The sequence below is a fragment of the Aeromicrobium massiliense JC14 genome (genome assembly GCF_000312105.1).
Taxonomy (GTDB): domain Bacteria; phylum Actinomycetota; class Actinomycetes; order Propionibacteriales; family Nocardioidaceae; genus Aeromicrobium; species Aeromicrobium massiliense.
In genome coordinates this window covers 82216-103719 of sequence record NZ_HE978637.1, presented here as the reverse complement: position 1 = coordinate 103719, position 21504 = coordinate 82216, and the positions used below count along the sequence as shown (strand labels likewise).

The 21504-nt window shown below is 72.9% G+C and carries 20 protein-coding genes and 1 tRNA gene; 4 read left to right on the top strand and 17 right to left on the bottom strand.

All coding sequences use genetic code 11. The features are described 5' to 3' along the window. Positions 1 to 6: 6 nt before the first annotated feature. Positions 7 to 1284, bottom strand: a complete 1278-nt coding sequence (eno, locus tag HGAM_RS07510; protein WP_019144861.1) for a phosphopyruvate hydratase — start codon at positions 1282 to 1284, stop codon at positions 7 to 9. Between the two features lie 106 nt (positions 1285 to 1390). Here eno and HGAM_RS07505 point away from each other — a divergent pair, with 106 nt between their 5' ends. Then, the gene (locus HGAM_RS07505) at positions 1391 to 2032 is read left to right on the top strand and encodes a hypothetical protein (RefSeq protein ID WP_019144860.1); all 642 of its coding nucleotides are present in this window, start codon (positions 1391 to 1393) and stop codon (positions 2030 to 2032) included. On the opposite strand, the gene HGAM_RS18295 is transcribed toward HGAM_RS07505, so the two are convergent. The 10 genes from HGAM_RS18295 to HGAM_RS07455 form a co-directional block, all read right to left on the bottom strand. Further along, on the bottom strand, positions 2029 to 2844 hold the full coding sequence (locus HGAM_RS18295) for a nucleoside triphosphate pyrophosphohydrolase (protein ID WP_019144859.1): 816 nt from the start codon (positions 2842 to 2844) through the stop codon (positions 2029 to 2031). The two genes, HGAM_RS07505 and HGAM_RS18295, sit on opposite strands and share 4 nt — an antisense overlap. Before the next feature lie 4 nt (positions 2845 to 2848). After that, positions 2849 to 3439, bottom strand: a complete 591-nt coding sequence (locus HGAM_RS07495; protein WP_147543620.1) for a hypothetical protein — start codon at positions 3437 to 3439, stop codon at positions 2849 to 2851. A gap of 13 nt (positions 3440 to 3452) precedes the next feature. Then, positions 3453 to 4946: an APC family permease gene (locus HGAM_RS07490; protein ID WP_020691819.1), complete on the bottom strand. Its 1494-nt coding sequence runs from the start codon at positions 4944 to 4946 to the stop codon at positions 3453 to 3455. 68 nt (positions 4947 to 5014) lie between these two features. Beyond that, entirely contained in the window at positions 5015 to 8506 is a 3492-nt protein-coding gene (mfd, locus tag HGAM_RS07485; protein ID WP_019144856.1) for a transcription-repair coupling factor, read from the bottom strand. Further along, positions 8507 to 9073: an aminoacyl-tRNA hydrolase gene (gene pth, locus HGAM_RS07480; protein WP_019144855.1), complete on the bottom strand. Its 567-nt coding sequence runs from the start codon at positions 9071 to 9073 to the stop codon at positions 8507 to 8509. Next, positions 9070 to 9726, bottom strand: coding sequence for a 50S ribosomal protein L25/general stress protein Ctc (locus HGAM_RS07475; protein WP_019144854.1), 657 nt, complete (start codon positions 9724 to 9726; stop codon positions 9070 to 9072). The genes pth and HGAM_RS07475 overlap by 4 nt, the downstream gene beginning before the upstream one ends. A 203-nt stretch (positions 9727 to 9929) precedes the next feature. Continuing rightward, positions 9930 to 10901: a ribose-phosphate diphosphokinase gene (locus HGAM_RS07470; RefSeq protein WP_038951635.1), complete on the bottom strand. Its 972-nt coding sequence runs from the start codon at positions 10899 to 10901 to the stop codon at positions 9930 to 9932. Further along, positions 10894 to 12339 (bottom strand): bifunctional UDP-N-acetylglucosamine diphosphorylase/glucosamine-1-phosphate N-acetyltransferase GlmU, encoded by a 1446-nt coding sequence (gene glmU / locus HGAM_RS07465; RefSeq protein ID WP_019144852.1) that lies wholly within the window; start codon positions 12337 to 12339, stop codon positions 10894 to 10896. Before glmU ends, HGAM_RS07470 begins: the two co-directional genes overlap by 8 nt. A gap of 30 nt (positions 12340 to 12369) precedes the next feature. Beyond that, positions 12370 to 12448: transfer RNA gene (locus tag HGAM_RS07460), tRNA-Gln, on the bottom strand. An 11-nt stretch (positions 12449 to 12459) separates the two neighbouring features. Next, positions 12460 to 13236: a methyltransferase domain-containing protein gene (locus HGAM_RS07455; protein ID WP_019144851.1), complete on the bottom strand. Its 777-nt coding sequence runs from the start codon at positions 13234 to 13236 to the stop codon at positions 12460 to 12462. Between the two features lie 62 nt (positions 13237 to 13298). Here HGAM_RS07455 and HGAM_RS07450 point away from each other — a divergent pair, with 62 nt between their 5' ends. Beyond that, on the top strand, positions 13299 to 13793 hold the full coding sequence (locus HGAM_RS07450; protein WP_019144850.1) for a MarR family winged helix-turn-helix transcriptional regulator: 495 nt from the start codon (positions 13299 to 13301) through the stop codon (positions 13791 to 13793). A gap of 116 nt (positions 13794 to 13909) precedes the next feature. On the opposite strand, the gene HGAM_RS07445 is transcribed toward HGAM_RS07450, so the two are convergent. From HGAM_RS07445 to HGAM_RS07435, 3 genes are read right to left on the bottom strand one after another with little or no spacing between them, the layout of a single operon-like run. Next, on the bottom strand, positions 13910 to 15688 hold the full coding sequence (locus HGAM_RS07445) for an ABC-F family ATP-binding cassette domain-containing protein (protein WP_019144849.1): 1779 nt from the start codon (positions 15686 to 15688) through the stop codon (positions 13910 to 13912). A gap of 28 nt (positions 15689 to 15716) precedes the next feature. Then, entirely contained in the window at positions 15717 to 16625 is a 909-nt protein-coding gene (locus tag HGAM_RS07440) for a 4-(cytidine 5'-diphospho)-2-C-methyl-D-erythritol kinase (protein WP_019144848.1), read from the bottom strand. Between the two features lie 47 nt (positions 16626 to 16672). Then, positions 16673 to 17218, bottom strand: coding sequence for a nucleotidyltransferase family protein (locus tag HGAM_RS07435; RefSeq protein ID WP_019144847.1), 546 nt, complete (start codon positions 17216 to 17218; stop codon positions 16673 to 16675). A gap of 67 nt (positions 17219 to 17285) precedes the next feature. Here HGAM_RS07435 and HGAM_RS18290 point away from each other — a divergent pair, with 67 nt between their 5' ends. After that, complete coding sequence (locus HGAM_RS18290; RefSeq protein ID WP_019144846.1) at positions 17286 to 18212, top strand: XdhC family protein; 927 nt, start codon at positions 17286 to 17288, stop codon at positions 18210 to 18212. Further along, on the top strand, positions 18209 to 18799 hold the full coding sequence (locus tag HGAM_RS07425) for a TetR/AcrR family transcriptional regulator (protein WP_019144845.1): 591 nt from the start codon (positions 18209 to 18211) through the stop codon (positions 18797 to 18799). The genes HGAM_RS18290 and HGAM_RS07425 overlap by 4 nt, the downstream gene beginning before the upstream one ends. Here HGAM_RS07425 and HGAM_RS07420 read toward each other — a convergent pair. The 3 genes from HGAM_RS07420 to HGAM_RS18285 are packed head-to-tail and all read right to left on the bottom strand — an operon-like array spanning position 18796 to position 21481. Further along, positions 18796 to 19509, bottom strand: coding sequence for a DUF1684 domain-containing protein (locus HGAM_RS07420; protein WP_019144844.1), 714 nt, complete (start codon positions 19507 to 19509; stop codon positions 18796 to 18798). The genes HGAM_RS07425 and HGAM_RS07420 overlap by 4 nt on opposite strands. Then, positions 19506 to 20390 carry a 16S rRNA (adenine(1518)-N(6)/adenine(1519)-N(6))-dimethyltransferase RsmA gene (gene rsmA / locus HGAM_RS07415; protein ID WP_019144843.1) on the bottom strand — a complete coding sequence of 295 codons (885 nt, stop codon included), beginning with the start codon at positions 20388 to 20390 and terminating at the stop codon, positions 19506 to 19508. The genes HGAM_RS07420 and rsmA overlap by 4 nt, the downstream gene beginning before the upstream one ends. Before the next feature lie 17 nt (positions 20391 to 20407). Next, positions 20408 to 21481: a resuscitation-promoting factor gene (locus tag HGAM_RS18285; RefSeq protein WP_019144842.1), complete on the bottom strand. Its 1074-nt coding sequence runs from the start codon at positions 21479 to 21481 to the stop codon at positions 20408 to 20410. Positions 21482 to 21504 lie beyond the last annotated feature (23 nt).

Sequence of the window (21504 nt, the reverse complement as noted above, 5' to 3'; positions counted from 1 at the left end):
CTCACCTCAGAGCGACAGCCTCGGGAACGCCGTCGCGCCGGCGTAGGACGCCGCCGTGCCGAGCAGCTCCTCGATGCGCAGCAGCTGGTTGTACTTGGCGACGCGGTCCGAGCGGGCCGGCGCACCGGTCTTGATCTGGCCGCAGTTGGTGGCGACGGCGAGGTCGGCGATGGTGACGTCCTCGGTCTCGCCCGAGCGGTGGCTCATCATCGACGTGAAGCCGTGACGGTGGGCCAGCTCGACGGCGTCCAGCGTCTCGGTGAGCGAGCCGATCTGGTTGACCTTGACGAGCAGCGCGTTGCCGGCGCCCTCGTTGATGCCGCGCGCCAGACGCTCGACGTTGGTGACGAACAGGTCGTCGCCGACGAGCTGCACGCGGTCGCCCAGACGCTCGGTGAGGTTCACCCAGCCGGCCCAGTCCTCCTCGTCCAGCGGGTCCTCGATCGAGACGATCGGGTAGGCGTCGACGAGGCCGGCGTAGTAGTCGGCCATCTGCTCGGACGTCTTGAGCTCGCCCTCGAAGGTGTAGCCGCCCTCGCCGTGGAACTCGCTCGAGGCGACGTCCATGGCCAGCGCGATGTCGGTGCCCAGCGTCAGGCCGGCCTTCTCGACCGCCTTGGCGATGAGGTCGAGCGCGGCGCGGTTCGACGACAGGTTGGGCGCGAAGCCGCCCTCGTCGCCCAGGCCGGTGGACAGGCCGTCGGCCTTCAGCACCGACTTCAGCGCGTGGTAGACCTCCGCGCCCTGGCGCAGCGCCTCGGCGAAGGAGTCGGCGCCGATGGGCGCGATCATGAACTCCTGCACGTCGACGTTGGAGTCGGCGTGGGCACCGCCGTTGAGGATGTTCATCATCGGCACCGGCAGGACGTGCGCGTTGGCGCCACCGACGTAGCGGAACAGCGGCAGGCCGGCGGACTCGGCCGCGGCGTGCGCGGTGGCGAGCGAGACGCCGAGGATCGCGTTGGCGCCGAGGTTGGCCTTGTTCGGCGTGCCGTCGATGTCGAGCATCGCCTGGTCGAGCGAGCGCTGGTCGTCGGCGTCGAAGCCGACGAGCGCCTCGTTGAGGGTGGCGTTGACGTTCTCGACCGCCTTCAGGACGCCCTTGCCTAGGTAGCGGGCGCCGGCGTCACGGAGCTCCACGGCCTCGAACTGGCCGGTGGACGCACCCGACGGCACCGCCGCACGTCCGATCGTCCCGTCGTCGAGGGCGACCTCGACCTCGACGGTGGGGTTGCCTCGCGAGTCGAGGATCTCGCGGGCGCCTACGGCCTCGATGCTTGCCACGTGCTTCTCCTGGGGGTCGTCCGTCGGATGCGGCTCCAGCCTAGTCCTGCCCGCTCGTTCTCCGAAGATGCCGCACCGGAGGCGGTCGGTCTGCCAGGGTGACGCCGTGACTGCCCCGTCCGACCTCGTTCCGTCCCGCCGTCGCGTGCAGCCGACCACCGTCGTCGTCGGCCTGCTCGTGGCGGCGCTCGTCGCCGTCTCCGCCGGCTGGTGGTGGACCAGCCGGCCCGAGCCTGAGGTCGGCGGTGTCCGACTGCTGCCGTCGTCCCTCGTGTGCGACGACGAGCCGGTCCCGTTCGTTCCGGCTGAGAACGACGAGGAGTACGGGGACGTGCCCGACCATTTGCCGGGATTCGTCGTGCCGCTCGAACGGACCGACCGCTGCCTGCTGAAGATGCTGGCGCGCAACGACGGCGAGCACGCCGTCCGCGTGCACGACCTGTCGTCCTACCTCGTGCCCGAGGACGAGAGCAGCCAGCTCGGTCTCCTGGTGGACCATGAGTTGCTGTTCGAGACGGTCAGGGGCCGGCGGGTCGTCATCGACGTGACGCTCGAGCCCGGTGACTCCCACTCCGTGAACCTGCCGCTGCGTCGGGCGGCGGAGCCGTGCCGCTGGGGAGATTCGCTCGTGTGGATGACGCTGGGAACGCTCGACGTGTCCCGGAAGGGTCAGCACGAAACGGTGCGGGCCGAGGGCGACATCGCGACCGAGGTGACGACCGACGACTTAGGAGAGTTCTGCTCCTAGGCCAGCAGCGACCGGACGCGGGCGCGGAGCAGGCCCTCGGGGTCCACGCCGGACGTCCGCGCCTCGGCGACCAGCGCCAGCAGGCGTGACCCCAGGTCATCCCCCTCGACGTCCGGGTCGCCGAGCCGGCCGAGCACGGTGTCGGCGTAGGCCAGGGCCGGCAGCGCACGCGGGACGCCCTCGTCGGGCCGGGTGCGCTGCTTCTGCGCGGCCTTGATCGCCTCCCAGTTGGCGTCGATCTCCTCGACGGTGCTCACCTGCGCGTCGCCGAAGACGTGCGGGTTGCGGCTGACCAGCTTCGTGGTGATGCCGTCGGCGACGTCGTCGAGGTCCCACCCGGCCGACTCGGCGGCGATGCGGGCGTGGAACACCACCTGCATGAGCAGGTCGCCGAGCTCCTCGCGCAGGTGGTCGCGGTCGCCGTCCTCGATCGTCTCGAGGGTCTCGTACGTCTCCTCGAGCAGGTAGCGCGCCAGGCCCTCGTGGGTCTGCTGCTGCGTCCAGGGGCACTCGCGGCGCAGCCGGTCCATGACGTGCACGAGGTCGAGCACGTGGGCGCCCGGGACGTCGTAGGAGCCGACCAGCAGGTCGTCGGCGTCGACCGGGTCGGTGGTCAGCCATACGACGTCGTGGTCGAGGTGGACCGGCCGGTGGGCGACCTGCCGCACGCGGACGCCGGACTGGCGCACCGCTGCCACGTGCGGGACGGCGAGGTCGTCGGTCAGCACCTCCCGGGCGGTGCGCAGGACGTCCCACGCCTCGGCGGTCAGCAGGCCGGGCGGCACACGGGGGCTCAGCTGCAGGACGGGCACGGCGTCACTCGCAGCCGGTGACGGCCGGACGGTCGACGTCGCCGACCTGCACCGACAGCGCGCCCGCCGGGCCGGCGAGCTGGAGCGTCTCGTCGAGCCCGAGCCGCGGGTCGACCTGGACGTCGCGGGTCGCGAGCTCCTCGTCCACCAGCGCCCGGCCCTGCTCGCGGGCGACCTCGGGCGAGCCGGCCGGGGCGCCGAGCGCCTCGAGGGTGGCGTACAGGCGTCCGTTCAGCTCGGCCGCCTCGATCACGGCCTCGGTGTCGGCATCCGGCAGCGCCTCGGCCAGCGCCTCGCGGTCGGCCACCGGGACGATCCAGGCCGAGCGCGGCACGACCACGTCGCGCTGCTCGGCCAGGTCGCGGGCCACGTCGAGCGTGACACGGTCGGCCAGCGCCTGCTGGCGCAGCGTGACCGGGTCGGGCGTCGCGCCCTGCAGCGTGGTCAGCTCGCAGTAGGCGCGAGCCGTCGAGTCGACGTCGTCGAACCCGATCCGCTCACCGTCGACGACCGCCGCGGCACCCGGATGGACCTGGGTGCAGGCAGCGAGGACCAGTGCAGCCGGCGCCAAGAGCGCGGCACGTCGTACCCCCATGCGCCGATGCTACTCACGAGTCGGCGCGCGCGGCCTCCTCCTTGGCCAGACGGGTGTGGTGACGGCCGTAGAACAGGTAGATGGCCAGACCGACGACGAGCCAGACCAGGAACCGCAGCCAGGTCTCCACCGCCAGGTTGGTCATGAGCGCGACGCAGGCCAGCGCCGACAGCACCGGGACGACGGGGACCCACGGCGTCCGGAACGGACGCTTGAGGTCGGGCTTCGTGTGGCGCAGCACCAGCACGGCGACCGAGACGACCAGGAAGGCGAACAGCGTGCCGATGGAGACCATCTCGGCGAGCGTGTGGATCGGCACGAACGCGGCCAGCGCGGCCACGCCGACGACGATGATGACGGTCAGCCGCACCGGGGTGTGGAAGGTGGGGTGGAGCTTGCCGAGCGAGCGCGGCAGCAGGCCGTCGCGGGCCAGGGCGTAGCCGATGCGACCCATGGCGACGAGCTCGACCAGGATGACCGAGGTCAGGCCGGCGACGGCGGCGATGCCGATGAGGATGCCGGCCCAGCCGAGGCCGACCTGCTTGAAGGCGTCCGAGATGGGGGCACCCTCGCTGAGGTCGGAGTACTTGACCATGCCGGTCAGGACGATGCAGACGCCGACGTACAGCAGGGTGCAGATGGCGAGCGTGCCGAGCAGGCCGCGGGGCATGTCCTTCTCGGGATTCTCGGTCTCCTCGCCGAGGTTGGCGACGGCCTCGAAGCCGCTGTAGGCGAAGAAGACGACGGCGGCGGCGACGAGCACGCCGGTGACGCCGTACGCCGTGGCGTCGGCACCGGTGGCCCACTGCCACAGCGGCTGCTTGAGGCCCGAGGCGGACTCGGCCGGCTTCGACTCGGGGACGACCGGGTCCCAGTTGGCGGCCTTGACGAAGAACGCGCCGACGCCGATGACGAACAGGCAGACGGCGACCTTGATGACGACCAGCGCGTTGGTGACCCACTTGGACTCGCGGATGCCGACCGCGGCGACGACGCCGAGCACGACGACGATGAACACCGCGCCGATGTTGACGACGGAGTCCTCCTCGCCGAAGAACGCCTGAGGCAGCCCGAAGACGTCCTGCAGGTAGCCGGACCAGCCGCGGGCGACCACCGCGGCGCCGAGCGCGAACTCCAGGATCAGGTCCCAGGCGATGACCCAGGCGGCCAGCTCGCCGATGGTCGAGTACGCGTAGGTGTACGAGCTGCCCGCGGTCGGGACGGCGGCGGCGAGCTCGGCGTAGCAGATCGCGGCCAGCATCGCGACGACGCCGGCCACGAGGAAGGCGATGGTGATCGCGGGGCCGGCGTTGTTCTTGGCCTGCACGCCGGTGAGCGTGAAGATGCCGGTGCCGATCACGATGCCGATGCCGAACCCGATGAGGTCGGACGTGCCCAGGCGACGGGCGAGCCGGGGTCCCTCGGACTCCGACATGGGGTTGTCGTCGGAGTTCTGCTCGACGACGTCGTCGATGTCCTTGGTGCGGAACAAGCCCGAAAATGCCATGGCGCACAACGTACGGGCGGCCCGCCACCGCGCAACTCGGACGCGATGGGCGGGCCCCGCCTCGACCGTCAGGCCTGGGCGTCCTCGCGCACGGGGACGATCGTGTCGACGACCGTGCGCACCCACTCCAGCAGCGGCCCGTCGCGCAGCGGCTGCCCGCCGACCGCGGCGGTGCGCGGACGCGGGACGAGCACGACCTGGCCGGCCTTCTTGTACAGGCTCTTGGGGTAGACCCGGTTGAGCCGCAGCTGCATCGAGTCGGGCAGGTCCAGCGACGCGAACCGGACGTTCGACCCCGCGGACGTCACCTCGCTGATGCCGGCCTGGCGCAGCCGGACGCGCAGCCGCGCGACGTCGAGCAGCGTGCCGACCGACTCCGGCGGCTCGCCGTAGCGGTCGACGAGCTCCTCGCGCAGCGCCGTGACGTCGTCCTCGGTGCGGACGTCGGCCAGGCGCTTGTACATCTCCAGGCGCAGCCGCTCGCTGGGCACGTAGTCGTGCGGCAGGTGCGCCTCGATGGGCAGCTCGATCTTGACCTCGGGCTCGGGCTCGCCCTCGCCACGGAACTCCGCGACGGCCTCGCCGACGAGCCGGATGTACAGGTCGAAGCCGACGTCGGCGATGTGGCCGGACTGCTCGCCGCCCAGCAGGTTGCCTGCGCCGCGGATCTCGAGGTCCTTCATGGCCACGGCCATGCCGCCGCCGAGCTCGGAGTGCTGGGCGATCGTGGCCAGCCGGTCGTGCGCGGTCTCGCTGAGCGGCTTCTCCGGCGGGTACAGGAAGTAGGCGTAGGCGCGCTCCCGCGAGCGTCCGACGCGGCCGCGCAGCTGGTGCAGCTGGCTCAGGCCGAGGGTGTCGGCCCGCTCGATGATCATGGTGTTGGCGTTGGACACGTCCAGGCCCGACTCCACGATCGTGGTGCACACGAGCACGTCGTAGCGCTTCTCCCAGAAGTCGACCATGACCTGCTCGAGCTGGGTCTCGCTCATCTGGCCGTGCGCGGCGGCGACCCGCGCCTCGGGCACGAGCTCCTTGAGCCGCGCGACGGCCTTGTCGATGCTCTGCACCCGGTTGTGGATGAAGAACGCCTGGCCCTCGCGCAGCAGCTCGCGCCGGATGGCGGCGATGACCTGCCGGTCCTCGTACGGCCCGACGAAGCTCAGCACCGGGTGGCGCTCCTCCGGCGGCGTGGCGATGGTCGACATCTCGCGGATGCCCGTGACCGCCATCTCCAGGGTGCGCGGGATCGGGGTGGCCGACATCGACAGCACGTCCACGGCGGCGCGCAGGTGCTTGAGCGCCTCCTTGTGCTCGACGCCGAAGCGCTGCTCCTCGTCGACGATGACCAGCCCGAGGTCCTTGATCTTCACGCCCGGCTGCAGCAGCCGGTGGGTGCCCACGACCATGTCGATCGTGCCCTCGGCCAAGCCCTCGAGGACGGCCTTGGTGTCCTTCTCGGTCTGGAAGCGCGAGAGCGGCTTGACCGTGACCGGGAACTGGGCGAACCGCTCGGCGAACGTGGCGTAGTGCTGCTGCACGAGCAGGGTCGTCGGGACGAGCAGGATGACCTGCTTGCCGTCCTGGATGGCCTTGAACGCGGCGCGCACGGCGATCTCGGTCTTGCCGAAGCCGACGTCGCCGCAGACCAGGCGGTCCATCGGGACCTCCCGCTCCATGTCGCGCTTGACCTCCTCGATCGTCGACATCTGGTCGGGCGTCTCGACGTACGCGAAGGCGTCCTCGAGCTCACGCTGCCAGGGGGTGTCGGGACCGAAGGCGTGGCCCTTCGTCGACTGCCGCGCGGCGTAGAGCTTGATCAGCTCGCCGGCGATCTGGCGGACGGCGCGGCGGGCCTTGTTCTTGCGGTTCGTCCAGTCCGAGCCGCCGAGCTTGTCCAGGCTCGGGCTCTCGCCGCCGACGTAGCGGCTGACCTGGTCGAGCTGGTCCATCGGGACGAACAGCCGGTCGCCGGGCTGGCCGCGCTTGCTGGGCGCGTACTCGATGACCAGGTACTCGCGGGCCGCACCCTGCACGGTGCGGTTGACCAGCTCGACGTAGCGGCCGACGCCGTGCTGCTCGTGCACGACGTGGTCGCCGGGGCTCAGCTCGAGCGGGTCGACCTGCTTGCGCCGGCGCGTGGGCATCTTGCGCTCGGACCGCTCGACCGCCCGCTGGCTGACCAGGTCGTCGTAGGTCAGCACGACGAGGTCGAGCGCCTCGACGACGAGACCGTGGTCGAGGTCGCCGACGAGCACCTGCACGACGCCGGCGGGCGGCTCGGCGTCGGTGCTGCCGGCCAGGTCGTTCTCGGCCAGCCACTCGACGGTGCGCTGCGCCTGGCCGGGACCGGGCACCACGACGACGACGTGCTTCTTCTCGCCCAGCCAGCGGCGGACGTCGTCGGCCACGGCCGGCAGGTCGCCGCGGTAGACCGGGGCCTCCTGCACGGCGACGCGGCGGGTCTCCTCGTCCAGGTCGAGCCCGAACGGGCTCTGCGACCACCAGCCGAGCCCGCGGCCCAGCGTGTGCTCGCGGACGTCGTCGAGCTCGCGGAAGGCGGCCGAGCCCAGGTCGATCGGCGACTCGGCGCCGGTGGCCGCGGCCGCCCAGGACGCCTGCAGGAACTCCTCGCTGGTGGCGACGAGGTCGGCGGCACGGGCGCGGACGCGCTCGGGGTCGAGCACCAGGACGGTCGAGCCGTCCGGCAGCAGGTCGACCAGCAGCTCCATCTCGTCGACCAGCACCGGCGTGAGCGACTCCATGCCCTCGACCGCGTGGCCCTCGGAGATCTTGGTGAACAGCTCGGCCAGCGACGGGTGGGCCAGCGCCAGGCGGCCGGCGCGCTCGCGGACGTCGTCGGTCAGCAGCAGCTCGCGGCACGGCGGCGCCCAGAGGCGTCCGACCTCCTCGAGGGTGCGCTGGTCGGCCACGGCGAACTGACGGATCTCGTCGACCTCGTCGCCCCAGAACTCGATCCGGACCGGGTGGTCCTCGGTGGGCGGGAAGACGTCGACGATGCCGCCGCGCACGGCGAACTCGCCGCGGCGCTCGACCAGATCGACCCGGGTGTACGCGGCCGCGGCCAGGTCGCGGACGACCTGCTCGAGCTCGGCCTGCTGGCCCTTCGCCAGCTCCACCGGCCGCAGGTCGGCCAGGCCGCTCATCTGCGGCTGCAGGACCGAGCGCACGGGCGCGACGACGACCTGCACCTCCTCGCCCGGCTCCGGGTGCACGAGCCGGCGCAGCGCGGCCAGCCGGCGGCCGACCGTGTCCGAGCGCGGCGAGAGCCGCTCGTGCGGCAGCGTCTCCCAGGCCGGGAACGACACGACGGCGTGCTCGCCCAGCAGGCAGCGCAGCTCGACGGTCAGCTCGTCGGCCTCACGGGCGGTGGCGGTGACGGCCAGCACCGGACCGGCACCGGCGAGCGCGTCGACGAGGAACGGACGGATGGCGGCGGGCGCCTGCACGACGAGCTCGGGCAGGCCCTCGCGTCGGTCGACGGTGGCGGCGCGCAGCGTGGGCTCGGCGGCCAGGCGGGTGCGCAGGGAGGAGAGAGACATCTACCGGTTGAACGCGCTCTGGGTCTTTTCTAGTCCCTGGCTCACGAGGCTCTCGACCGCGTCGGCGGCCTCCTCCAGGTGCAGGTCGAGCTCCTTGCGCTCGACCGACGAGTACGGCTTGAGCACGAAGTCGTGGATCTCCTGGCGTCCGGGCGGACGGCCGATGCCGCAGCGGATGCGGTAGAAGTCGCCGGTGCCCAGCGACTGGCGAATGCTCTTGAGCCCGTTGTGCCCGTTGTCGCCGCCGCCGAGCTTGACCCGCAGGGCGGCGAACGGGATGTCCAGCTCGTCGTGGATCGCCACGACGTGGTCGGGCTCGACGCCGTAGAACGACGCGAGCGCCTTGACCGGGCCGCCGCTCTCGTTCATGTAGGTGCGGCCGCGGCCGAGCACCACCCGCTCGCCGGCGAGACGTCCCTCGACGACGTCGGTGCGGGTGGCCTTGTGCGCCTTGAACCGGCCGCCCATGCGACCGGCCAGGACGTCGGCCACCATGTAGCCGACGTTGTGACGCGTGGCGGCGTAGGCCGGCCCCGGGTTGCCGAGGCCGACCACCAACCAGGTCACTCGGACTCGGTGGACTCCGCCGGGGCCTCGTCCGCAGCGGCGTCGCTCTCGGGAGCGTCGTGCTCGATGCCGGCCTCGGCCTCAGCGTCGGCCAGCTCGGCCTCGACCTGGTCGGCCGTCGGAGCGGCGGTGACGTTGACGATCAGCAGGTCGGCGTCCGACGCGAGCGTCGTGCCCGCGGGCAGCTCGACGTCCGAGGCCAGGACCTGCGCACCGGCCTGCAGGCCCTCGATGGAGACCTCGACGCCCTCGGGCAGGTGGGTCGCCTCGGCCTCGACCGACAGCTCGGTGGTCTCGTTGACGACCAGCGCGCCGGGGGCAGCCTCGCCGACGACGGTCACGGGGATCTCGACGACGACCTTCTCGCCCTTGCGGACGAGCAGCAGGTCGACGTGCTCGAGGAAGCCCTTGAGCGGGTCGCGCTGGACCTGCTTGGGGATGGCCAGGTGGGACTCGGAGTCCAGGTCGATCGACAGCAGCGCGTTGGAGTTGCGCAGCGCGATCATCAGGTCGTGGCCCGGCAGGGTCACGTGCAGCGGGTCGGTGCCGTGGCCGTACAGGACGGCGGGCACCTTGTTCTCGCGACGGATGCGGCGGGCGGCGCCCTTGCCGAACTCGGTGCGGGCTTCGGCGGTCAGCTTGATCTCGGCCACGGGAATCTCCTCGACGTGTTGGTGCTCGTACGCGCGTCAACACGTACTGCGGTCTGGTGCTTCTTCAGGTCTGCGGTCGCTCGGGGCGCTCGACACGGCACTCAGCAGCGGAGCGCCCTGTCGATCACGACCCACACGGGTGCGGGTCCTCGCCGAGGCAACCTGGGAATCCTATCCCACGCCGCCCCGACGAGGCACATCGCCTAGCGGAACAGGCTGGTGACCGAGCCGTCCTCGAAGACGGCGGCGATCGCCTGGGCGAGCAGCGGCGCGATGGAGAGCACGGTGAGCTTGTCGAAGTGCTTGTCCTCGGGCAGCGGCAGCGTGTTGGTCACGATGACCTCGGTCGCCGGGCTGTTCTTGAGCCGGTCGACGGCCGGGCCGGAGAAGACCGCGTGCGTGGCGATGATGACGACCTCCTCGGCCCCGTCGGCCATGAGCGCCTCGGCGGCCTGCACGATCGTGCCGCCGGTGTCGATCAGGTCGTCGACCAGGATGCAGGTGCGTCCGGCGACGTCGCCGACGACCCGGTTGGCCTTCGTCTCGTTCGGGCGCGTGACGTCGCGGGTCTTGTGGATGAACGCCAGCGGGGCGCCACCCAGGGCGTTGGCCCACTGCTCGGCGACCTTGATGCGTCCGGCGTCGGGCGAGACCACCGCGAACGGGCGCTGGCCGTACTTCTTCTTCACGTAGCGCGTGAGGATCGGCTTGGCCATGAGGTGGTCGACCGGGCCGTCGAAGTAGCCCTGGATCTGCGCGGTGTGCAGGTCGACGGCCATGAGCCGGTCGGCGCCGGCGGCCTGGAACAGGTCGGCCATGAGCCGCGCCGAGATGGGCTCGCGGCCCAGGTGCTTCTTGTCCTGGCGGGCGTAGCCGTAGAACGGCTGGATGACGGTGATGCGCTTGGCCGAGGCGCGCTTGAGCGCGTCGACCATGATCAGCTGCTCCATGATCGCCTCGTTGATCGGAGCCGCGTGGCTCTGGATCACGAAGGCGTCGCAGCCGCGCACCGACTCGTCGAAGCGCACGTAGATCTCGCCGTTGGCGAAGTCGTAGGCGGTGGTGGGGACGAGGTCGACCTCGAGCAGGTTGGCGACCTCCTCGGCCAGCACCGGGTGGGTGCGACCGGAGAACAGCATCAGGTTCTTCGTCGGCGTTCTCTTCAGGCTACTCACCGGCGTTGTCCTCCAGGTTCGGTGCGGCGTTCAGCGCGGCGTCCGCCGCAGCGGACCCCGGCCGACGGCGCGGGACCCACCCCCCAATGGTCCTCTGCCCGGTCTCGGGCACCGCCAGCGCCCCCGGCTCGACGTCCTGGCGGACGACGGTGCCGGCGCCGGTGTACGCGCCGTCGCCGATGCTGACCGGCGCGACGAAGACGTTGTGCGAGCCGGTGCGCACGTGGTGCCCCACCTGCGTGCGGCTCTTGGTGACCCCGTCGTAGTTGGCGGTGATCGTGCCGGCGCCGATGTTGCTGGACTCGCCGACCTCGGTGTCGCCGACGTACGACAGGTGCGGCACCTTCGAGCCGGCGCCGATGCGGCTGTTCTTCGTCTCGACGAAGGTGCCGATCTTGCCGCGCTCGCCGAGCTCGGTGCCCGGGCGCAGGTAGGCGAACGGGCCGACCGTGGCGCCGGCGCCGATCACGGCGTCCGAGCCGTGGGTTCGCTCGACCGTGGCGTCCTCGCCGACGACCACGTCGCGCAGCGTGGTGTCGGGGCCGACGGTGGCTCCGGACGCGACCCGGGTGGCGCCGTGCAGCTGGGTGCCGGGCAGCAGGGTGACGTCGGACGCGAGCTCGACGGTGACGTCCAGCCAGGTCGTGGCCGGGTCGACGATCGTGACGCCCTGGCGCATCCAGCGCTCAGTGGTGCGGCGGTTGAGCTCGGCACCCAGGGTCGCCAGCTGGACCCGGTCGTTGACGCCCTCGACCTGCACGGGGTCGGCGAGCATGAACGCCCCGACGGTGCCGCCCTCGGCGACCGCGCCGGCGACGACGTCGGTGAGGTACAGCTCGCCCTGGGCGTTCTTGGCCTCCAGGCGGGGCAGCGCCCGGGCCAGGAAGGCAGCGTCGAGCGCCAGGATGCCGCTGTTGACCTCGCGCACCGCGCGCTCGTCGTCCGTGGCGTCCTTGTGCTCGCGGATCGCGGTGACCGCACCGGACGCGTCGCGCAGGATGCGTCCGTAGCCGGTCGGGTCGGGCACCTCCGCGGTCAGGATCGTCACCGCGCGGTCGTGCGCGTGGTGGTCGGTGAGCAGCTCGGCCAGCGTCTGCGGCTCCAGCAGCGGGACGTCGCCGTAGGTGACCAGCACGGTGCCGGTGACGGCCTCGGGCAGCGCGGCGAGCGCCTCGGCGACGGCGTGGCCGGTGCCGTTCTGCTCGTGCTGGACGACGACCTGCGCATGCGGGGCGACCTGCTCGACGTGCGGGCCGACCTGCTCGCGGCCGTGGCCGACCACGACGACGGTGCGCGAGGCACCGGCGCCGGACAGCGCGTGCAGGGCGTGGGCGACCAGGCTGCGGCCACCGATCTCGTGCAGGACCTTGGCGGTGCGCGACTTCATGCGCGTGCCGGCCCCTGCAGCCAGGACGACGGCCGTGACGGCGTGACTCACCGGGCTCCTTCGGGGTTGACGGGCGGTTCGCTCCCCGGGCAGGAGTCGAACCTGCGTCGCTTGTCCTGATTCAAAGTCAGGCGGGCCCTGCCGGCAGACCAACCGGGGATCGGGCCCAGGCTACCGGACCTCGTCGGGCCGGCGTGCCACGCAGAACAGCCGCCGGAAGGGCAGCACCGTGCCCCACGGACGCCGCGGGTACGCCTCGCGCAGGGCCGCCTTGTACTCGGTCTCGAAGCCGGGTCGCAGGTCGTCGGGCAGGGTCTGCAGCACCGGCCGCGCGCCCGTGCCCCGGATCCAGTCGAAGACCGGGTCCTCCCCCGGCAGGACGTGCAGGTAGGTCGTCTCCCAGGCGTCCACCGACCAGCCGAGCCCGGCGAACAGCTCGAACCAGGCCGACAGCTCGGTGCCGCGCGCCTCGTCCAGGCCGCGGGTGTGCGCGGCGTACGGCTCGCGGGCCGCGGTGTCGTGCAGCAGGCGGTGGCTCGGGGCGTCGAAGTTGCCCGGCACCTGCAGCGCGAAGGTCCCGCCGGGCCGGACGTGCCCGGCCAGCCGCTCGACGACGGCCAGCGGCTCGGGCACCCACTGGAACAGGGCGTTGGAGACGACGACGTCCGCGGGCTCGTCCGGCGCCCACGCGGCGACGTCGGCCTGCTCGTAGCGGGTGCGCGGGTCGGGGTCGTCGGTGCGGGCACGCGCGATCATCTCGGCCGAGGAGTCGACGCCGAGCACCTGCGCGCGGGGCCAGCGGGCGCGCAGCACCGGCGAGAGCTGGCCAGGGCCGCATCCCAGGTCGACGACCGTCGCGGGGTCGGCGTCGACGCGGGCGAGCAGGTCCAGGAACGGCCGGCCCCGCTCGTCGGCGAAGGCCAGGTAGGTCGCGGGGTCCCAGGTCATGCTCCGACCCTAGGCACGCAGGTATCTCGATGTCGAGATTCTTGACGAGTACAGTGGCGTCCATGAGTGCCGAGCCGGACGAGGTCGACCGACTCGTCGCGGCGTGGACGCACGAGCGTCCCGACCTCGACGTGTCCCCCATGCAGGTCATGAGCCGGGTCGCGCGGCTGGCCCACCACCTCGATCGCGCCCGCCGCCGGGCGTTCGCCGAGCACGGGCTCGAGCCGTGGGAGTTCGACGTCCTGTCGGCGCTGCGCAAGGCCGGCGAGCCCTACGCCCTCTCCCCCGGACGCCTCGTGCAGGAGACGCTCGTGACCAGCGGGACGATGACGAACCGGGTCGACCGGCTGGCCACCCGCGGGTTCGTCGAGCGGCTGCCCGACCCCAGCGACCGGCGCGGCGTCCAGGTGCGGCTCACCCCGGCGGGCCGGACGGCCGTGGACGGCGCCCTCACCGAGCTGGTCGAGCACGAGAAGGAGCTGCTCGCCGAGCTCAACGACGACAGCGCCGACGTGCTGGTCGACGCGCTGCGCGTCCTCGCCCGCCGCTTCGCCTGACCGCTCACCCCAGCCCGGCTCCGCCGCGAAGTGTGGAGAAGTGGACCCCGTTCCGCGGGAGACCGGTCGATACCTCCACACATCTCGGCGGAGCGGACGTGAGGTGAGGGTCGGGGCTAGTCCTCGAGCAGGGCGGCGGCGTCGAGCCAAGCGACCTCGAGCGCCTCGCGCTCGGCCACGAGGTCGGCGTGCTCCTTCGCGAGCCGGCCGAGCCGGTGAGCGTCGGTGGCGTGCTCGACCATCTGGGTCTCCAGCGCCGCCTCGCGCTCGCCGACCTTCGTCAGCTGACGCTCCAGGCGCTCGACGTCCTTGCGCGCCTGGCGCTGCACCGCGCTGGACGTCGCGGGGCGCGCGCTCGCCGGGGTCGGCGCGGGCGGGGCGGCCAGCTCGCGCGAGAGCGAGCGCAGCCGCAGGTACTCCTCCACGCCGCCGGGCAGGTGCCGCAGCCCGCCGTCGAGCACCGCGTACTGCTGGTCGGTGACACGCTCGAGCAGGTAGCGGTCGTGCGAGACGACCAGCAGCGTGCCGGGCCACGTGTCGAGCAGGTCCTCGATCGCGGCCAGCATGTCGGTGTCCAGGTCGTTGGTCGGCTCGTCCAGGATCAGCACGTTCGGCTCGTCGAGCAGGATGAGCAGCAGCTGCAGCCGGCGCTTCTGCCCGCCCGAGAGGTCCTTGACCGGGGTCGACAGCTGCGCGCTGGAGAACCCGAGCCGCTCGAGCAGCTGACCGGGGGTCATCTCCTTGCCGCCGGCCACGTAGGTGGCCCGCTGGCGTCCGACGACGTCGCTGACCCGGTCGTCGGCGATCTCGTCGAGCTCGGACAGCGACTGGGTGAGCACCGCGACGCGGACGGTCTTGCCGCGCTTGACCCGGCCCGACGTCGGCGTCACCGCGCCGGTCACGACGCCGAGCAGCGTGCTCTTGCCCGCGCCGTTGACACCGAGGATGCCGGTGCGCTCGCCCGGCCCGATGCGCCACTCCACGCCGCGCAGCACGGCCTTGTCGCCGTAGGACACCGACACGTCGAGCAGGTCGACGACGTCCTTGCCCAGGCGCGCGGTGGCGAGCTGCTGCAGCTCGACGGCCTCGCGCACCGGCGGCTCGTCCTCGATCAGCTCGTTGGCCGCGTCGATCCGGAACTTCGGCTTGGACGTGCGCGCCGGCGCGCCCCGGCGCAGCCAGGCCAGCTCCTTGCGCATGAGGTTCTGCCGCTTGGACTCGATCGCCGCCGCCTGCCGGTCGCGCTCGACCCGCTGCAGCACGTACGCGGCGTACCCGCCCTCGAACGGCTCGACGACACCGTCGTGCACCTCCCACGTGTCGGTGCAGACCTCGTCGAGGAACCACCGGTCGTGGGTGACGACCAGCAGGCCGCCGGCACTCGGCGACCAGCGCCGCTTGAGGTGCTCGGCCAGCCACGCGACGCCCTCGACGTCCAGGTGGTTGGTGGGCTCGTCGAGGAACAGCACGTCCCACTCCCCGACCAGCAGCGCGGCGAGCGCGACGCGACGGCGCTGGCCGCCGCTGAGCGTGCCGACCGCGGCGTCCCACGGCAGGTCGGCCACGAGGCCGTCGATGACGTCGCGGACGCGCGCGTCGCCGGCCCACTCGTGCTCGACGGTGTCGCCGACGACGGTCTCGGCCACGGTCAGCGTGGGGTCGAGGACGTCCGCCTGGTCCAGGAAGCCGACCGTGACGTCGCGGCGACGCGTGACCCGGCCCTCGTCCGGCTCCAGGCGGCCGGCGAGCAGGCGCATCAGGGTGGACTTGCCGTCGCCGTTGCGGCCGACGACGCCCACGCGGTCGCCCTCGTCCAGGCCCAGCGAGACGCCGTCGAGGACGCGTCGCGTGGGGAACTCCAGGCTGAGGTTCTCGGCGCCGAGGAGATGGGCCATCAGGCGGTACGGGTCCGGTTGGTCACGCCTAGACGATACGGGCGCCCGGCACGGGGCCGTACGCCTGGACCACCTCGGTGACCGCGTCGGACCCCTCGAGGAACGCCGCGAGGTCGGCGGCGTGCGCCTCGTCGGCGGCCAGGAACATCACCGTGGGACCCGAGCCGGAGACCATCGCGCCCAGCGCACCGGCGCTGCGACCCGCCCGCAGCGTCTCGCGCAGACCCGGTCGCAGCGAGAACGCCGCCCGCTCCAGGTCGTTGGACAGCGAGGCGCCCAGCGCCTCGGGGTCGCCGGCGCGCAGCGCGGTGAGGATGCTCGAGGGCACCTCCGGCGTCGCGACGTCGTCGTCGTGGCGAAGCCGGTCGAGCTCGGCGTAGACGGTCGGCGTCGAGAGTCCCTCGTCGCTGATCGCGAAGACCCAGTGGTAGGTGCCGCTGGCCAGCACGGGGCTGACCACCTCGCCGTGACCGCTGCCCATCGCGATGCCCCCGGTGAGCGAGAACGGGACGTCGCTGCCGAGGGCGGCGGCCAGCTCGACCAGCTCGGGACGGGTCAGCCCGGTGCCCCACAGGTCGTTGCAGGCCACGAGCGCACCCGCCGCGTCCGCGGAGCCGCCGGCCATGCCACCGGCGACCGGGATGGCCTTGCGGATGGCCAGCACGACGCCCTCGTCGACCCCGGTCTCCTCGCGCAGCAGGCGGGCGGCGCGGACGGCCAGGTTGTCGCCGTCGAGCGGGACGCTGCCCTCGCGCTCGAGGCCCTCGAAGTGGACCTGGACGTGCAGCTCGGCGTCGTCGCTGGGGCGCGCGGTGACCTCGTCGTAGAGGCTCACCGCCTGGTACACCGTCGCCAGCGAGTGGAACCCGTCCTCGCCGAGCGGTCCGACGGCCAGGCTCACGTTGATCTTGGCGGGCACCCGCACGGTCGTCGTCACCGTGACAACCTATCGGCGCGCCGCCAGGTCGCACCCCGAGCGCGCGCTCATCGGTCGACGTCCTCGCCGCCGCCCAGGTCCGTGCAGTCGACGCCCTCGGCGCCGTGGCTCCTCAGGTACGTCCGCGCCCCCTCGTCGCCGGCCAGGACGTCGAGCAGGTCGGCCCAGTGGTCGCGACCGAGCAGCACGGGATGACCGGGCCGGCCGCCGAAGACGGCTCGGCGCAGCGAGGCGGGCCGGGCGTCGTGCCCCACGCGGGCGACGGCCGCGGCCGTCTGCCCGGGCAGGTCGACCAGCGTCACGGCCACGGCGACGGCCGGCGGGAGAGCCCGGAGGCCGGCGGCGAGCGAGGCCGACTGCCCGCGCTCCCAGTCGTCCGCCACCACGACCCGGGCGCCGTCCGGCACCAGCGCCCGCGCCTCGTCGGCAGTGGCCCCCAGCACGACCGTGACGTCCGTGCACCCGCCCTCGACCAGCGCGTCGTGGGCGAGTCGCAGCCACGGACGTCCGGACGCGTCACGGGCCAGCGCCTTCGGGCCGCCGAAGCGCCGGCCCGCCCCGGCGGCGAGCAGCAGACCCACGACCTCGGACATGCCCCGCATCCTGCCCGCCGCCGCCCGACGACGCGAGACCTGGCGGCGACGCGCTTAGGGTGGCGGCATGCTCGACCTCGCGCACGACCTCGTGGCCTGGGTGGAGTCCGGACGCCGGGTCGCCGTCGCGACCCTCGTGGACGTCCAGGGCAGCGCCCCGCGCACCGTCGGCTCGTCCCTCGCCGTGGCCGACGACGGCGCGGTGCTCGGCAGCCTGTCCGGCGGGTGCGTCGACGGCGCCGTGCACGACCGCTGCCGCGAGCTGCTCGACGGCGCCGCCGAGCCGGGCCTGGACGCCTACGACGGCGACGGCGGTCTCGCGCCCGGCCTGACCTGCGGCGGACGCGTGCAGGTGCTCGTCCAGCTGCTCGGGCCGGACGCCGTGGAGCCGCTGCGGCGGGCCGCGGCCGGTCTCGACGCCCGCCTGGAGCTGCGCCACGACGGGCGCGTGGTGCACGTCGAGCACCGTCCCGCCGCGCCGCGGATGCTGCTGGCCGGGGCGACGCAGGAGGCCGCCGCGCTGTGCACGCTCGCGACGGCGGCCGGCTTCCGGGTCACCGTCGTCGACCCGCGCCCGGTGTTCGCGACGAAGGACCGGTTCCCGGACGCCGCCGAGGTCGTCTGCGCGTGGCCGCAGGAGCACGTCGCCGCGGCCGGGCTGGACGAGCGCGGCGTCGCGGTGCTGCTCGCGCACGACGAGCGCGTCGACGCCCCGTTCCTGGCCGCCGCGCTCGCGCTCCCGCTCGGCTTCGTCGGTGCGATGGGCTCGCGGCGCACGCACGCCCGCCGCGTCGCGGCCCTGCGCGGGCTCGGCGTCGACGACGCGACGCTGGCGCGGCTGCACTCCCCCGTCGGCCTGCGCCTGGGGGCGACCACCCCGTTCGACACCGCCGTCTCGATCTACGCCGAGGTGGTGGCCACCCGCAGCGGGGCGTCCGGACGACCGCTGCGCGACGACGCCGACCCCGTCCACCGAGAGGACGCCCACCCGTGAGCCAGGACCGCCGCACGGAGCTGCTGGAGCGCATCATCGACCACGTCGTCGAGCACGGCATCGACGGACTCACCCTGCGCGGGCTCAGCCAGACCACCGGCTCGAACAACCGCATGCTGCTGTACTACTTCGGGTCGCGCGACCAGCTGATCGTCACCGCGCTGCAGGAGTCGACCCGCCGCTTCCCCCGGGTCATGGCCGTGCCGCGGATCGTGGCCGACGCCGCCCGCCCGCTGTGCGACCGGCTGGACTCCGCGTGGCAGTCGCTGGCCGCTCCCGAGAACCTCGCCTTCCACCGGCTGTTCTTCCAGGTGTTCGGGCTGGCCGCGTTCGACCCCGAGTCCTACGACGCGTTCCTGCAGGAGGTCGGGATGCAGTGGCTGGACGACCTCACCGCGTCGATCCGTGGCGACGGCGTCGACCCCGACGCGGCCCGCCGGACGGCCGGCCAGGTGCTCGCGCTGTGGCGTGGCCTGCAGGTCGCGCTGCTCAGCGGCATCGACCCGCACCGGGTCGACCGCGCCGCCGCCGACGCGCACCAGCGGCTGTGCCATGCGGTGCCGGCCCAGCACGGCGCCGCGCTCTAGCGCAGGCGCGGGTGGGTCTCGCCGGCCTCGACCGCGAACGTCAGCCGGTTCTCACGCGGCGGCATCGGGCACAGGTAGTGGTCGGTGAACGCGCACGGCGGCAGGTAGGCCCGGTTGAGGTCGACCTCGACCGACCCGTCGGCGTCCGGCTGCAGCTTGAGGAAGCGGAACTGGCGCGTGGTCGTGCCGTTGGTGGTGTCGGCGAACGGCACCAGCAGGCGTCCGTCGGGCTGGACGAGCGTGACCAGACCGAGCTCGTGGCCGGCCACCGTCACCCGCACCACGCCGCCGAACGTCTCGGCGCCGGTGTGGCCGTCGACGTGGTCGACGGAGAGCGTCTCGGCGGCCGGCTCCAAGCGGCCGGTCGCCGACCAGGCGGCGTCCGGCGCGAAGGTGTCGATGCCGGCCAGGCCGGTGCGGGTCGGCGCCTCGGGGTCCCAGACCCGCAGGGCGAGCTCGCCGTCGCGCTCGATCGCGGTCAGCAGCAGGTCGCCGACCCGCGCCTCGTCGCCGGGGGCGAGCCGGAGGTCGCCGTCGGTGACGACGCCGTCCTCGCTCTTCCAGGAGCCGTCGAGCCCCGGCACCTGGACCGGGTCGGGACCGATCCAGTGGGTGCCGGTGAGCGAGGCGGTGCCGTGCGGGGCGAGCACCGCCTGCTCGCGCTCGTCGTGCCAGCGCTGCCAGCCGTCCAGCCAGTCGTCCTGCGTCATGCGGTCTCCTCCTGCGGTCGGCCCATCGCCACCGCGAGGCGGACGAAGGCGTCGAGGTCGAGCTGCTCGCCGCGGACCTGCGGCGACAGGCCGGCGGCGACGAGCGCCTCCTCGGCCGCGGCCGGCGACCCGGCCAGCCCGGCGAGGCCGGCTCGCAGCGTCTTGCGGCGCTGCGCGAAGGCCGCGTCGACCACCGTGAACAGCCGGCGGCGCAGCTCCTCGGACGTCCAGCCCGGGACGCTCGGCGGCTCACGCCGCGTCCACGCGACCAGGGCCGAGTCGACGTTCGGAGCGGGCCAGAACACGTTGCGCCCGATGTTGCCGGCCAGGTGGAGCTCGCCGTACCAGGCGGCCTTCACGCTGGGGACGCCGTAGGTGCGCGACCCCGGGCCGGCGGCGAGCCGGTGCGCGACCTCCGCCTGCACCATGACCAGGCCTCGCTCGATCGAGGGCAGCAGCTCCAGCAGGTGCAGCAGCACCGGCACCGAGACGTTGTAGGGCAGGTTCGCCACCAGCGCGGTGGGCGCGGGCCCGGGCAGCTCGGTGACGCGCAGCGCGTCCTGCAGCACGAGCGTGAACCGCTCGGCGGCGGAGGCGGCGTGCTCCTCGACCGTGCGCGGCAGCCGCGCCGCGAGCACCTCGTCGACCTCGACGGCCACGACGCGGTCGGCGGCCTCGAGCAGGCCGAGCGTCAGCGAGCCCAGGCCGGGGCCGACCTCCAGGACGACGTCCTGGTCACCGATGCCCGACGTGCGCACGATGCGGCGCACCGTGTTGGGGTCGATGACGAAGTTCTGCCCCCGCTGCTTGGTGGGCCGCAGGCCGATCTCGTCGGCGAGCGTGCGGACGTCCGGGGCGGTGAGCAGGCGGACCTGCCTCACCTCCCCGGCGGAACCGCTCAGTGAACGCCGACCTTGGCCGCGCAGGACCACTGGCCCCAGCCCGCACGCGCCTGCAGGATCTTGGCGTACTTGATCTGCACCTCACGGCTGTGCTGGTGCGGCAGGCCCGGGCCACCGACGCTCTTCCACGTCGCGGCGCTGAACTGCAGGCCGCCGTAGTAGCCGTTGCCGGTGTTGGTCTGCCAGTTGCCGCCGGACTCGCACTTGGCGATCCGGTCCCAGACGCTGTTGTCGCCGGACGAGGACGACTCGGGCTTCTTGGTGCCGCGCTCCTCGACCTGCGTGACCGGCTCACGGACGGTCTTGGTCGACACCACGGTGCGGCTGCGCTTCTTGCCGTCGGCCAGGACGTACCGGACCTGCTGGCGCGCCTTGCCGTCCTTGCCCTTGGTGACGACGTCGACCTCGCCCTCGAAGGCGTCCGGGTCCTTGCGGACGGTGGTCTCGTGGTCGACCGCGACGCTCTCGACGCGGTTCACGACCTCGATGTCGACGACCCGGACGCGGTCGCCGTCGGCGAGGGCGGTGTCGAGCGCCGGCTTGACCTCGTCCTCCTGGCCCGGACGCACGCCGGCGTCCTCGAGCACGTCGGCGACGGTGACGCCGGTCGAGGTGACCCGGCGGGCGTCGTCGCCCTGGCGGATCTCGACGGTCTTGGGGTTGCTGACCACCAGCTGCAGGCCCTTGAGCGGGACGCGGCTGTCCATGGAGCGCGACACGAACGCGCCGGACTCGGGCTCGACGCCCAGCGCGGCGAGCGCCTCGTCGACGGTGTGCTCCCAGGTGGTGACGGTCTTCTGCTGGCCGTCGACGGTCAGCGTGACCGGACGCGCGTAGCTGACCTCGACGGTGTCACCGTCGGAGATCGAGGTGGCCTGGGCCGGGACGACGCGGTCGTCGAGACCGACCTTGACGTCCTGGGCCTCGAGCACGGAGGCGACGTCGTCACCGAAGGTGCGGACGGTCTGCTCCTTGCCGTCGACCACGAGGGTCACGGTCTTGGAAAGGCCGGCGTAGGCGATGGTGCCGCCGGCGACCACCAGCAGGACCGCCGTGTAGACGGCGATCATGGGCCAGGACAGTGCCTTGAATC